This is a genomic window from Winogradskyella wandonensis (genome assembly GCF_004346845.1).
GTDB lineage: Bacteria > Bacteroidota > Bacteroidia > Flavobacteriales > Flavobacteriaceae > Winogradskyella > Winogradskyella wandonensis.
Window position 1 is genome coordinate 589,543 of sequence record NZ_SMGI01000002.1, and the last position, 14,938, is coordinate 604,480.

Genomic DNA, 14,938 nt, shown 5'->3' on the forward strand with positions numbered 1-14,938 from the left:
TTTACTTCTTAATATTAATTAAACTCGCACTCTCATTATTTCTTATAACTAAAACGTGACGCGCTCCATTAACTGAAATTTCTTTAAGATGCTGAACATTCCCACGTATTTTTAATCCACTTTCTGATGGCATTACCGCTTCAAAATTAGAATTGCCTCTATTTAATAATGTTGCACCAATGGAAGCATCGTATCTGCCATACTCGGCATCTGTCCCATAGAAATTACCGCCTGTGATAATGTCTTTATTTCCATCTTTATCAAGGTCTGTAACTACAGCATCATTAAGTACTGAGATTTGTGTTTCGGACGGGAGAGGTTGCGCGTTGAATCGTTTTCCGCCTTCATTAATAAACAGATAATGCTTAAAGTCATTAGCTTTTAAAATCTTTACATTCTGAAGCTCCTGCGGTGTAAAAACATCTGTCATCGTGGCATTAGAATATGGCGTATAACGCGTAAAACGTTTTTTTAGAAACGCCATTTGGTCTAAAACACGATCACGATTGTGAAGTGGGTAACTTACACCTTCATTATACGTTGTAATTATTGGATCTAAACTTCCGTTACGATCAAAATCTTTATAATATAGCTCCACAGGCTCACTATCCGAGGCTTTAAATATTGAGTTTAAGCCTAAGTTTCCAGCAATAATATCCTTAAAACTATCGCCATTAACATCTGCAATTGTTACGGAGTTCCACCAGCCTATTTTATTATCTAAGCCATAATCTGTGGTTCTATTTCTATAAGTCCCATTTTCAAATTTAAATACTGAAACTGGCATCCATTCACCAGCAACAATTAATTCTTTTATACCATCATTATCTAGGTCTGCAAATTCTGCATCAGTGACCATACCAATATTAGAAATGTCCTTTCCCCATTGAATCGTAACATCTTTAAAAGAGCCATTTTCGTTTTTAAGAAAGTAACTTTTAGGAGATTCTGGATATCGGCCCGGTTTTACTCTAGAGCCTATAAACATATCTTGCTGACCGTCACCGTCGATATCATGAACTTTTACAACAGAGCCACTTTCTAAAATAGTTGGTATAACATTGCGGATACGGCTAAAGTTTCCTTTTCCGTCACCAAAATACATGCGGTCTAAATAGTTCTGCGTATTGGCTTTAGTTTCGTTTCCACCGCTGACTACATATAAGTCTAAATTTCCATCGCCATTAGCATCAAAAAAGACAGCATCAGTATCTTCGTGGGTTTTATCGACTTCAAAATCTAATATCTCTTTTTTGCTGAAATTACCTGAATTAGTTTGTAAAAATAATTTTCCTGAGAAATCTTTTGCTCCACCAAGATAAACATCTTCGAGACCATCGCCATTAACATCTGCTATAGCAACTGCTGGCCCTTCTTCACTTAGCTTGTGATGCAAAAGAGGTTCTCTTTTAAAGTCTATAAACTCATTTTCTATATGTGAAAATCCTTTGCCTAACACGGCTGAATTATCCTCAAAAAACTTAGCATTTTTAGACGCTTCCTTGAATACAGAAGTAGGGTTTCGTTTTACGGTAATAGACTTATTTAACTCTGGCTTTTCGATAATTTGCATACGCTTATCTGGCCATATAATTTCTAATTTTTCTGCAACGACTCCTTTGGGAATTCCATAATGTAGTTTATGCTGTGAAGAGGACAAAAAGCCTCTTGTAGGATTGTAAGATTCTGTAATTGTTTCACCGTTAGATAAGGTAAGCTTTCCTATTGTCCCTGTAAATACTTTTCCTTTTTCATATTCAAAATCAACAGATAAAAAATTGTTTTCTAGCTGTTCTTTTCCATTATTCTTCATGATGAATGGAACATCATTAATATTATTAACGACGACGTCTAAATAACCATCATTATCTAAGTCTGAATACGCTGCCCCATTAGAAAACGTAGGTTTCCCACTATTCCAAACTTCGGAAACATCTTCAAAGTTATTTAAGCCTTTATTCTTAAAAAGAAAAGCTGAAACTGGAATACTTGGAATTTCTTCAACCCAATCTTTTAAGGTGATTTGCTTAGTATTGAGCTTCTTCTGAAGTTCGTCCATTTTATATCTTGAGTAATCATTGTTGGTAATATCACGCATGTAGCCATTAGTGACGTGAACATCTTTTAGACCATCATTATCAAAATCTGCTAAAAGCACACTCCAACTCCATTCGGTTTGAGCAATATTGTTTAAAAATGAAATATCGGAAAACGTCTCATTTCCATTACTTATATTAAGAGTATTTGAGGCGTATTGGGTACCATAATCGTATTTAACCATTTTCTCAAACTTGTCGTAGTTCTGCATCATCATCATCATTTTTCGACGGTCGTTCTCGTTTGGCGCCATATCTAGAGTGAGCAAATCCGAGTTGCCATCGTTATTAATATCTGCAAAGTCAGAACCCATAGAAGAAAACGAGGTATGACTGAAATATTCATCTATTTTATCTTCAAAACTATTTTTCCCTTTATTGATTAAAAGTCTGTCTAGCTTAATGTAATCATTACACACATAAATATCGGGCTTAAAATCGTTATTAAAATCCCCAATAACAGCACTAAGACTAAAGGCATCATTTAAGATTCCAGCTTTTTCAGATTCGTCTTTAAAGCCTTTGCCATTATTAACGTAAAATCTATTGGATAAATTGGTGAAATCGCTTGGTACAGCTGGTGAGATTTTACCTTTTTCATCTCGAGCTATCTTGATAACGCTTGCTTCTTTAAGGTTTCGTGGATGATTAAGAACATAAACATCTAAATCATTATCTCCATCAGAATCGAAAAAATAAGCTTGTACTGAATATCCTGAATCTGCAAGTCCATAAGCTTCAGCCTCTTCTGTAAAAGTTAAATCGCCATTATTAACGTAAAGTACATTTTTCCTTAATTGATCTTGACTAGAAACCGACTTGCAAACGTAAATATCCAATAACCCGTCATTATTAATATCTGCCATGGTTACGCCTGTCTTAAAGCCTTGACCTCCGCCAACTTTTGCGGAAAGGGTTATGTCTTTAAATTTGAAGTTCCCTTGGTTGAGATAAAGTTTATCACTTACCCTATTTCCTGTAAAATAGATATCGTCTAATCCATCATTATTAATATCTCCTACTGCCACACCACCGCCGTTATAGAGATACTCGTAAGTGATAATATTTAAATTATCCGTTTCGACAATATCATTACTAAATGAAATATTTGTCTCTGAAGGTTCTAAATATGTAAAAAGAGGTGGTTGTTTGTTGATTTCCTTTTTTTCAGTATTTGGTTTTGAATCAGTCTTCACTTGTTGTCTATCCTCATTGCAATTAACACACATCAACACTGAAATTATAAATCCTAAATACCTCAAAAACCTTGTCATCTTCTATTGTAATTTTTTCATAATTAAATTTGCGATTTCACGACCCTGCCTTGCTCCTTCTTCGACGCCTTGCATGTAATGGATACCTCCATAAAAACGACTCATATTGACCTGGTTTGCAGCTTCTCTAAAGGAATTGAAGGTTCGCTGTTCCAATCCAAAACGCAGTTGGGTATTATCTGTAAAACTATAATATTCCCCGTATATAGATGATAAAACTTCTGCTGCAGAAGCGGACGTTGCACTATGCCCACTTGTATATTCTGGAAATGGTGGTGTTTGCAAAACAGGTGTCCATTCTGGGTCTATATTCTCCTGAATAAAGGTTACAGGACGCACTAAATCAGTTTTGTATTTTACATGCCAAGCCGCAATAATAGCATCGAACATCGCCATGGAAGTCAATGTGTAGGCTTTGGTCGTGGTGTAATAATGTGAATTTTCTTTAGAGGAAATCTGATTGATAATATTTAACCAGTGTCCTGGCGGCGTGAATTTGTGAATGGTCGTTACCATATGCCCTTTATGAACCGTCATAATAGGATTACAATCCCAAAACCAAGCGGTTTTTTCAGTGTCTTCTGTCTTATTATTCACCGCTTCATAAACTTGGTAGACCATTTTATAAAAATCTGAATCCTCATCAGTGCTATATGTTGGTAAAGGCTTATACTTAAAAACATTAGCGCTATCTATAACCATAGGTCTTATCTTATCCCAATGCGGTTCTAATCCGGTAGCGTAATCTGGCGGTGTTTCTCTCCAATTTTCAGGTTGTTTTGTACTTGTAAAGCGTGGATAAGTCCGTGTTTCGGAATACATGTCTTTATCTATCCAATTGCTTATCTGTTTTGAAACTTCTAAAGCGTAATCTTCAGAGTTCTTTATCGCTAATTCTGAAAGTCCCAAACGTGCTGCCTTTGTTTTAAGGCTATCGGTTAAATCTTCAAAAAAGTGCTCTGAATAAATGAGTTTTTTACCAATAGTTGAAAATGCTAAAAGTGAGGCTAATTCTGGATTTACATCATCTCGCTTTGAAATCTTAAAATCCTCTAAACCATTTATTTTTGTTGTAATTTCTGCTAAACTATCTTGATGCATGCTTTGCAACGTTGTATAATGTGCTAAATGCGCATAAGCATATATCCGACTTGCCACTGGTGGCGTAAACGCATCTTCCATAACTGCTTCTAACAAAACGGTGTTGGCATCGTTTAAATCTGATGTTTGAAAAACTTGAGCGTTAGGTTTTGTATCGTTTTTACAAGAGAACAGAAGAACAGTAATAAAAAGGACAAAAAGTCTTGATTTCATTTTTAGTTGATTAATCGACTAAATATACTTAAATATTCAAACTAATCAAGACTGCTCGGGATTTGAGATTTAAAACAATTTAAGTTGTCCGTTTTTGTATTGTTCATGAAGTTCCTTATTTAGTCTAGGCATTGATTTGTCTTCAAAATACTTAAGCCTGGCCAACTTTATAGTGTCGTTTATTTGCTTTGCGATATGGCCTTCGCCACGCATACGCTTCCCATATCTGCTTTCATTAAGCGTACCTCCATGACAATCTTGAATTTGATGCAATACTTTATCGGCTCTATCAGGCATAGTTTTTCTAATCCAATCCGTAAATAGTTCTCCAATAGCACCATTAAGTCTTACAATGGTATGTGCAATACTTAAAGCACCTAATTCAGACACTTTTTTAGCCATTGGTAAGATTTCATGACTATTTATAGATGGAATTATTGGCGCTAACATCACATTTACGGGGATTCCAATTTCACTCAAAGTCTCAATAGTTTCCAAACGTTTTTTAATAGTTGCCGTTCTGGGTTCTAAAATTCGTCTGGTGTCCTCGGATAAGGACGTAATTGAAATATTGACACCTATGAGATTATCTTTTGCTAAGTCTTTTAATAAATCCAAATCGCGAAGAATGAGACTGTTCTTAGTAATTATACCCACAGGATGTTTGTACTTTAAGAAAACCTCTAGACATTTTCTAGTCAACTGAAACTGCTTTTCGGCAGGCTGATAACAATCTGTATTGCCAGACATAACAATAGTTTGGGCTTTCCAGCTTTTCTTTTTCAAGAGTACTTCAAGTAGTTTTGGAGCGTCTTTTTTGACCAAAATTCTACGTTCAAAATCTAGGCCTGCACTATAACCCCAAAATTCATGACTGTTACGTGCGTAGCAATAAATACAACCATGCTCGCAACCTTGATACATATTCATGGAATAGGCCATGCCCACATCTGGACTGGTCACTTTGTTGACTATAGTTTTTGGAAAAACATTGAGGTATTGCATCTTGTTTTTATCTGCAATCTCACCTTCTTTATGGCAAAATTCTAAGAAATCGTCACGCATTTCATAAGACAACTCAAAAAAACGATTGTGACTATTATGTTGTGCGCCGCGACCTTTAATAATTCTGCTTTTGGACATTCTTCAAAATTAGAACTATGTCCAACTATATGTAGCTACAATATGTAGTATTAACAATTACTTACCAGGAAAATCAGCTTTACGTTTTTCTAAAAAGGCAGTCGTGCCTTCTTTAAAATCTTCAGTGCCAAAACAATTACCAAAAGCTTCTATTTCGGCTTGGTAACCATCGACACCATCTTTGTAATTAGCATTAATAGCAGAAATAGCTTCGGCAATGGCCACTGAAGAATTTCTCATAATCTTACCTGCAATTTTTTCGCAAAACGCTAATAGTTCCTCTTGCTCAACCACATGATTCACTAATCCATAACTTAAGGCTTGATTAGCGTCTATCATTCCTGCGGTCATCACCATTTCCATAGCTCGACCTTTGCCTACTAATTGCGGTAAACGTTGTGTTCCGCCATAACCTGGGATAACACCAAGAGACACTTCAGGCAAGCCCATCTTAGCATTAGTACTCGCTACTCTAAAGTGGCATGCCATAGCCAACTCTAATCCTCCACCAAGGGCAAAACCGTTGACAGCAGCAATCACTGGTGTGCTCAAATTTTCTACAAAATCGAATAGTAGCTCTTGCCCTTTTGCGGCTAATTTTCCACCTTCTTCAACATTAAAATCGGCAAACTCGCTAATATCAGCGCCTGCAACAAAAGCCTTCTCACCACTACCGGTTACGATGATCACTTTTGTGTCTTTAGACTGGTCTGCTCCATCAAAAGCATTATGCAATTCTTGAATAGTTTCACGATTAAGTGCATTAAGCTTGCTTGGTCTGTTAATCGTAATTGTAGTTATTCCGTTTAATGTTTCGGTAAGAATGTTGTTGTAACTCATAAGTTCGTTCGTTTAAAAAGACCCTGAAATAACACTTCGGCTGCGCTCTGTGTGACAGTTCAGGATGATAAAATCACTTTCTTGGAAAAGTTACCGTAAATATAGTGCCTTTTCCGTATTCTGATGTAAAAGTAATAGTTCCGCCGTAGGTTTCTACGATATTTTTTACCATGGCTAAACCAAGGCCCATGCCGCTAGTTTTGGTCGTAAATTTTGGTTCGAAAATTTTAAGGCTATTGTCCTCACTAATTCCCATTCCATTATCCGCTACGGTAATATTTACATTTTCGTCGTCTGTAAATACACGAACCTCAATTTTAGGATTTTCCGAATCTTTTGGAATAGCCTGAATACCATTCTTTACCAAGTTAGTTACCACTCTAATGAGTTGCGTTCTGTCAAATTTTGCAATGACTTCTTCCTCATCTGGAAAATATTGGATATAACTTTCGTTAAAAATGTCTAATGCCAACTTTACGACATGAACTACGTTGAGTTCTTCCTTTTGCTGTGCTGGCATTTTAGCAAAATTTGAAAATGCTGAAGCTATAGAACTCATGGTGTCTATTTGTTGAATTAGCGTATTGCTGTATTCGGCAACCTTTTGTTCTATATTCTCGTCATTTGGATTGAATTTTCGCTGAAAACTTTGCACACTCAATCGCATAGGTGTTAATGGATTTTTAATTTCATGAGCAACTTGTTTTGCCATTTCGCGCCAGGCTTGTTCGCGCTCACTAGTTGCCAATTGTACTGCAGATTCTTCAAGCTCGTCAATCATTCCGTTATAGGATTTTACCAAGTTTTCAATTTCAATACTCGATGATTCGATATCTATTTTCTTGTTTCGTTTTTCTAGACGGAATTCGTTCATCTTATCACTTATAGTTTTAAGCGAACGGGTAATATACCTAGATACAAAATAGGCTAAGACGATTGCTGCTAAAATCATAACGATATAAGCAATACCTAAGCGCGTGAGGAATTCGTTAAGCTCTCTATTAAAAATATCATCATCCTCTAAATAAGGGATGTTTAGAATAGCAATGTTTTTAAATTTTTCGTCAGTGATGTAGGAGTATGACGATTGAAAAACCTTCCCGTTAATTTCGTTTTTAATAACATAACGGTGCTCGGCCGTATTAGCAAGCTGATTTAAAACCTCAGCACTTAAACAGATTTCAACTGTATTTTGTTGTAATGCTGCTTTAGAAGATTTTAATAACTGACCTTCTAAATCGTATAAATTTATTTGAAGCCCATGAACGCTGGCAATATTAAAAATTTCGTCTTTAAAAATAAAAGGGAGTTTTTCTGTAATAACAGGAAATGAGGTCTTATCAATTACTAAATCGATACTTCGTCTTATGGCTGCCTCTTTACGTTCTAATCTATCGGCATGATACTCTCTTGCTTCTTCGTTGTATTGATGAATGGTAACTAGTGCTATTAAAATAGATGCTAGCAATACCAAAAGTATCATAGCAATAAATATGCGCGACCGAAGAGATAGTTTTTTTAATGCCATGCGGTGTTTTAAGATGTTTTAAATATAGCAATAATCAAGCCAACTAAGCATCTGGGTTTTTTGCTCTAATGTTTTTATAAATCTTAAAACCAAGCATAATCAAAGTCCCTAAAACAACAATTCCTATAACTCCAAACACCCAATTTAGTGCGTTTTTTAGTACTACAAGGAAGATTACGGCAAATAAAATGAATGTGGCGCCCTCATTCCAAATGCGCATAAAACTCGATGATTTTTTTACAATATCTTTTTGAAGTTGCTTGTAATACACATGCGTTTGTATTTGATATACAATGAGCAATAACACAAAGCCTAATTTTACCTGCATCCAAGCGTCTGTTAAGTAAAACAGTCTTGACCAAACCAGTAAAATACCAAATATAGTTGCCAAAATACTTGAAGGCCACGTGATAATAAACCATAAGCGTTTGGCCATTAGTTTTAGTTGTTTCCCTAATATTTCTTTTTCTGGAGATGGTTTATGAAACGCCTCAATTTGGTAAACAAATAATCTTGGGATATAGAATAAGCCTGCAAACCAAGTGACTACAAAAATGATATGTAGTGATTTTATGTAGTTGTAATATTCTGCTAAAATGTTTTCCATATGTAATCTTACCTATTTCAGATTTTATATAAGTTCTCTAAGATGAAATGCTATTTAATGGTTATTCGTCTTTTATTTTAAGCCATTCTTCATACGTGACCACTCGCTTTTCACTATCGGATTTTGGCTTGCCTGGCAGAATACCAATAAATTCGAGATAATGTCCATCAGGGTCGCAAAAATATATGGAAATAGCTGGCATCCAAACGAAAACCATAGGGCCTTTTGTTCCGTCATTTAAAAAATTCCAGTATTCAATATTTCGAGATTTTAAAAAATCGACTGACTCATTTAACACCCAATCTGGCTCACATTCAAAGGCGAAATGTCTAACATCAATTTGGTCTTTTGGTTTTTCCCAAAGACCAAGCATATACTGCTTGTCATCTCCAATCCAGAAAAAGGAAGTGCGTCTTTCATTATTAAAACGGCATTGTTTTAAACCAAGCGTATTCTTATAAAAATCAATAGAGCGTTCAAGATTTTCAACAAATAAATGCGTTTCATAGAGTCCTTTTATCATCTGAATCTTTATTAATCCTCTACAAATAAATAATTTAGCTGCTTATTATTGAAGGCTGCGTTAAACGCTTTTACTTCATCACTTAAAATGGTATTAAAAGCAGATAATTGCGTTTCAATTTTACCAGTTAATTCATTTTTTACAGCAATATCTTGAGCCGTTGGTGCAAAATCGCCCATACGAACTAAAGAATTAAGATGCCCTAATTTATTGGTTAAACGAATTGGGAAATTTAACGGGTCTTGTCCGCTTCGATTTTTAGTTTGGTATAAGGCTTTTTCAATATCGCCTAGTTTTTCTTGGAGTGTTTTTGCTTTTTCTACCAAGTCTTTCACATTTTCATCATCTTTATATTGGCTTTGGAAAGCGCCTAATTGCTTATTAATATTTCTAATCTTTTTAATGGATTTGTGCGCTTCATCCATTGTTGCATTTACATCTTCAATAAACTTGAATTGTGCTTCCATATCTGCTAAAGTACTTTCTGCTCTTGGGTCAGCAAGAATTGTGAAAGGCTGCGATAATTCTTCACCATTGACATTTAAACTCACCTTATACTTACCTGGTGTTGCTCTTGGACCTTCTAAACTTGCCCACCATAAAATCATGCCTGGCAAACGTTCTGCGCCATCGTAGGTCATATCCCAAACAAACTGATTTGCACCTTTTTTTACCGTAAGTTTATTCTTCTTGTCTTTGTTAGAATAAGTTTTTATTGTATCACCTTTTTTATCAAAATACGTCAAAGACACTTTATCATCGTCCTTTAAATTTTTCAAATTGAAATATGTAATAACACCATTTGGATGATTGGTGCCTGCTGTTTTGCTTCCTTTACGACTTCCGCCACGCATACGGTAAGTGTCTTTTGGTTTGAATAATATATTCTTATTCAAATCGGCATTGTACAACTGATGAATAACCGTTAAATCATCAATCATCCAAAGGCTTCGACCTTGTGTTGCCACGATTAAATTATTGTCTTTTATGGTTAAATCTGTAATTGGTACTATTGGTAAATTTAGCTGAAATGGTTTCCAATTTTTTCCATCGTTAAATGAAATATACATTCCAGTTTCTGTACCTGCATATAGCAATCCTTTTTGTTTTGGGTCTTCGCGAAGCACTCTTGTAAAATGCTCGTTATAGATGCCGTTTGTAATTTTTGTCCAGCTTTTTCCGTAGTCGGTAGTTTTATATAAGTACGGTGTAAAATCACCTGTTTTATATTTTGTTCCTGCGATGTAGCAGGTGCCTTCGTCAAAAGCACTAGGCTCAATGCTGTTAATCATCATCCATTCTGGCATTCCTTTTGGCGTGACGTTATCCCAGTTTTTTCCACCATCTTTAGACACGTGCACCAATCCATCATCACTTCCAACCCAAAGTAAACCTTCTTTTAATGGCGATTCTTGCGCTGCGAAAATGGTACAATAATATTCTACAGACGTGTTATCTTGTGTAATTGGTCCACCTGAAGATTTTAGTTTTTCTGGATCATTACGTGTTAAATCTGGACTAATAATTTCCCACGATTGGCCTTCATTTTCAGTAACATGTACATGCTGTGAAAAGGTGTACATTCTATTTGGATTATGCTTAGAAAATATAATCGGGAAATTCCACTGAAAACGATACTTCATACCTTCTGCACCATGACCCATAGGGTTGTCTGGCCAAACGTTAATGGCTCTAACCGTTCCTGTTTTATGGTTTACTCGGGTTAAGAAACCGTCATAACTTCCGCCGTAAACAATATCATTATCTTCTGGATCAACAGCAATGTGTGCCGATTCGCCACCAGCTGTACTTTCCCAATCGTCTTCTGTTATTGAAAATCCATCTGTTCTATGCGGAATTCTAATCGTAGAATTGTCTTGCTGCGCAGCGTAAATTCGGTATGGAAATGCATTATCTGTCGTTACTCGATAAAACTGTGAGGTTGGTTGATTGTAATAGGTGCTCCATGTTTCGCCACCATCGTAGGTGACTTGTGCGCCACCATCATCTCCAATAATCATACGGTTTGGGTCTTCTGGTGCAATCCATAAATCATGATGGTCGCCATGAGGTGCGCGATAATTTCCGAATGTTTTTCCACCATCTGTACTTTTATGATAACTTACATTCAACACATAAACTGTGTTAATATCTTTGGTATCTGCATATACACGAGTATAATACCAAGCACGCTGACGTAATTTGCGTTCGCTATTTACTTGGTTCCAAGTTTCGCCACCATCGTCGCTTCGGTATAAACCACCTTTATCTTTATTCTCTACAATTGCCCAAACACGCTGGTTATTTAATGGTGAAACCGTTACACCAATGATGCCTAAAGTGCCTTCAGGAAAACCTTTCATCTTAGAAATTTCTGTCCAAGTTTCTCCGCTATCGGTACTTTTCCATAATGCTGAACCTTCGCCACCAGAACTTAAACTATAAGGTGTACGCTGGATACGCCATGTTGAAGCATATAAAATTCTTGGATTTGTTGGGTCCATGATTAAATCGACCACTCCAGAATGTTCATTAGAAAATAAGGTCTTTTTCCATGTTTTTCCACCATCTACGCTCTTATAAACACCACGTTCTTGTGTTGGTTTATAGATATTTCCCATAACACCTGCATAAACGATATTGTGGTCTGTTGGGTGAATAGCAATTCGTGGAATATGACGCGATTTTGGTAATCCTGAAGCTTGCCAAGTTTTACCTGCGTCAACGCTTTTCCACATACCATAGCCTGAAGATACGTTGCCTCTTACTGTTTTCTCTCCGCCACCGACATATATAACATTAGGGTCGCTTTTTGAAACTGCAATTGCCCCAATACTTCCCCCGAAAAAACCATCGGAAATGTTTTCCCATTGGCGACCGCCATTCATAGTCTTCCAAATGCCGCCACCAGTAGCACCAAAATAATAAAGATTGGGTTGATTGGGTACGCCTGTTACGGCAGCACTTCTACCACCACGGAAAGGTCCAATAAGACGGTATTCTAATCCTGAATAATGGGATTCGTCAAAATTTTGAGCGTTAAGGTTTAAACTAAAAAACGATAGCAGAACTGCTATAATAATGGTTGATAATCGCATGAGTAGTTATAAGTTAGTTTTCGAAATCTAAAAATAAAGAATAAAATCTAGAAGATTTAGGCTGTTTCTAACTTTAACTTTACTTCGCGTTTTAGGAAAAAGAAAGTGACAATTGTAGATAACACATCAGAAATAGGAAATGCTATCCAAACGCCCAATTCGCCATAAAACTTTGGAAGAATTAAAATAAGAGGTATAAAAAATAAGCCTTGGCGAGTTAGGGTTAGTAGCAAAGCCGGAATTGCTTTACCAACGGCCTGAAAATAAGCCGCTCCTATAAGCTGGAGTGCAATTATAGGCGTAGCTGCAAAAACCCATCGCATTGCTGATGGTGTTTCTTTAATAACTTGCGCATCTTGTGTAAATACTTTTGTTATAGTCTCAGGAAAAATCATCAAAAACACAAAAATAACTGTCGCTAAAAGTACAGCATACCTAATCGCCGTATAGATAACTTCTTTTACACGTTTATACTTTTCTGCACCATAATTATAACCTGCAATAGGCAAGAACCCTTGCGTTATGCCATAGATTGGAAAAAGCGCAAACATAAGCATTCGTCCCACTATAGCGTAAGCTGTAACGGAAGTCTCACCACCTAAATCGAACAGAATATTATTCATTAATAAGTAGGTAACACTAACAATTGCTTGTCTCGAAAGGGTCACAAAACCCAAAGCTCCTATTTCTTTTATAATGGGTAAATCAAGTCCAAGATGTTTTGAATTGATTTTTAATTCGGAATGTTCTGAAAGAAAAAACCAAAGGATAAACAAAAAACATAGTATGTAAGAACCTGTTGTAGCCCAAGCAGCACCAGCCATTCCTAAGTCTAAAATATTTATAAATAACACATCGAGAAGAAGATTACCAACCGATGGAAACATCATGGCGTACATGGCAAATTTTGGTTTACCGATAGCACGAATTACGGTATTTCCCATCATACAAAGTGCTAAAACTGGCACACCATACAAGACAATAGTATAATACGTTTTTGCAGGTTCGAAAATCACACCTTTACCTCCAAAAGCTGGAACAAGTGTATCTACAAATAAAAGTCCAAAAATCACAAAAACAACAGTAAACAAAATGGTAAGCGTAATTTGATTACCAAATGTCTTACAAGCTTTTGCATTTTGGTTAGCGCCAAGTGCTCTAGAGATTATGGACGAACCACCAACACCAATGGCCATACCTAAAGCAGCAATAAAAAAAGATACTGGCAACACAACGTTAATGGCTGCAATTGCTGTTGATCCTATCCAATTACCAACAAAAATAGTATCTACAAGAATGTTTAAGGACATCACCAGAATACCAATAGATGCTGGTACGGCTTGCTTTATCAGGAGTTTACCAATAGGTTCATACCCTAAGTCTTGTGAAGATACTTTAGCCATTAAACCATGGCATTTTCAGGCGTCTTCGCCCATTCTTCAATAATATTGGTTAACACTTGAGCGAAATCATCACGTTCATTGAGGCATGGAATCACAGTAAATTCTTCTCCGCCGACTTCGTGAAAAATTTCTTCGCCTTCCATAGCTATCTCTTCTAAAGTTTCAAGACAATCACTTACAAAAGCTGGTGTTACAATAGCCATTTTTTTAATGCCTTCTTTTCCCATACGTTCAATCGTTCGGTCTGTGTATGGCTTTAACCATGGGTCAAATCCTAAACGCGATTGAAAGGTTGTGGAATACGTTCCGTTTTTTAAACCTAATTTTTTAGCAACGTTTATAGTAGTGATTTCGCATTGGTGACGATAACAAAATTCGTGTTGCGGACTTCCTTTTTTAAAACAGCATTTACCATCCATTTTGCAATTACCGTTAGTGACGTCACTTTTACGAATGTGACGCTCAGGCACACCGTGATAACTGAATAAAATATGCTCATAATCCAGTCCATTAAGAACTTCGCCTATACTTGCAGAAAGTGCATTTATGTAATCTTCGCGCTTATAAAATGCTGGCGTTCTTGTGATTTTTACTTGTGGGAAATGCTCTGCGACCAACTCGTCAATTTTCACATCAATCGTTTCCGTTGTTGCCATGGCAAACTGTGGATATAGCGGAATGGTTTTAATCTCCGTACAACCTTTATCAACCAACTCTTGTAAACCATTTTTAAGCGTCATACTTCCGTAACGCATCGCCAAAGCGACTGGATAATCGACTTTATTTTGCACCTTTTCTTGAAGACGCTCGGACAATACAATTAATGGCGAACCTTCGTCCCACCAGATTTTTTTATAGGCTTTTGCCGAAGCTTTTGGTCGTGTGTTTAAAATAATTCCTTTCACTAAAAGCGTTCGCGCCCAAAGCGGTACGTCTATAACGCGCTCGTCCATTAAGAACTCGCCTAAATAACGTTTTACGTCTTTTGGGTTTGGTGTGTCTGGTGAACCAAGATTTACAAGAAGTATTCCTTTCATATTATATTTTCTTTTTCAAGTGTAAAGATACGACCGTTTGAGTAAAGTGTTTTTTATTGATCTATTGTATTTTGT

General features: G+C 36.4%; 10 protein-coding genes. All 10 read right to left on the reverse strand.

Annotation, left to right across the window (positions count from 1 at the left end):
- Window position 1: 1 nt before the first annotated feature.
- The 10 genes from DFQ05_RS07395 to hemH all read right to left on the reverse strand — a co-directional run bounded on the left by DFQ05_RS07395 (window position 2) and on the right by hemH (window position 14,863).
- Window positions 2–3,292 (reverse strand): VCBS repeat-containing protein, encoded by a 3,291-nt coding sequence (locus DFQ05_RS07395; protein WP_158281898.1) that lies wholly within the window; start codon window positions 3,290–3,292, stop codon window positions 2–4.
- Window positions 3,293–3,373: 81 nt separating this feature from the next.
- Window positions 3,374–4,684, reverse strand: coding sequence for a vanadium-dependent haloperoxidase (locus tag DFQ05_RS07400; RefSeq protein ID WP_132704757.1), 1,311 nt, complete (start codon window positions 4,682–4,684; stop codon window positions 3,374–3,376).
- Window positions 4,685–4,753: 69 nt separating this feature from the next.
- Complete coding sequence (locus tag DFQ05_RS07405) at window positions 4,754–5,827, reverse strand: PA0069 family radical SAM protein (protein WP_132704758.1); 1,074 nt, start codon at window positions 5,825–5,827, stop codon at window positions 4,754–4,756.
- Between the two features lie 57 nt (window positions 5,828–5,884).
- Window positions 5,885–6,667, reverse strand: coding sequence for an enoyl-CoA hydratase/isomerase family protein (locus tag DFQ05_RS07410; RefSeq protein ID WP_132704759.1), 783 nt, complete (start codon window positions 6,665–6,667; stop codon window positions 5,885–5,887).
- A 73-nt stretch (window positions 6,668–6,740) separates the two neighbouring features.
- Window positions 6,741–8,195, reverse strand: coding sequence for a sensor histidine kinase (locus DFQ05_RS07415; RefSeq protein ID WP_132704760.1), 1,455 nt, complete (start codon window positions 8,193–8,195; stop codon window positions 6,741–6,743).
- A gap of 43 nt (window positions 8,196–8,238) precedes the next feature.
- Entirely contained in the window at window positions 8,239–8,802 is a 564-nt protein-coding gene (locus DFQ05_RS07420) for a CopD family protein (RefSeq protein WP_132704761.1), read from the reverse strand.
- A 61-nt stretch (window positions 8,803–8,863) separates the two neighbouring features.
- Window positions 8,864–9,325: a VOC family protein gene (locus DFQ05_RS07425; RefSeq protein WP_132704762.1), complete on the reverse strand. Its 462-nt coding sequence runs from the start codon at window positions 9,323–9,325 to the stop codon at window positions 8,864–8,866.
- An 11-nt stretch (window positions 9,326–9,336) separates the two neighbouring features.
- On the reverse strand, window positions 9,337–12,423 hold the full coding sequence (locus DFQ05_RS07430) for a VPS10 domain-containing protein (RefSeq protein WP_132704763.1): 3,087 nt from the start codon (window positions 12,421–12,423) through the stop codon (window positions 9,337–9,339).
- Window positions 12,424–12,479: 56 nt separating this feature from the next.
- Window positions 12,480–13,826 carry an MATE family efflux transporter gene (locus tag DFQ05_RS07435; protein ID WP_132704764.1) on the reverse strand — a complete coding sequence of 449 codons (1,347 nt, stop codon included), beginning with the start codon at window positions 13,824–13,826 and terminating at the stop codon, window positions 12,480–12,482.
- On the reverse strand, window positions 13,826–14,863 hold the full coding sequence (hemH, locus tag DFQ05_RS07440; protein WP_132704765.1) for a ferrochelatase: 1,038 nt from the start codon (window positions 14,861–14,863) through the stop codon (window positions 13,826–13,828). Before hemH ends, DFQ05_RS07435 begins: the two co-directional genes overlap by 1 nt.
- Between the last annotated feature and the right edge of the window lie 75 nt (window positions 14,864–14,938).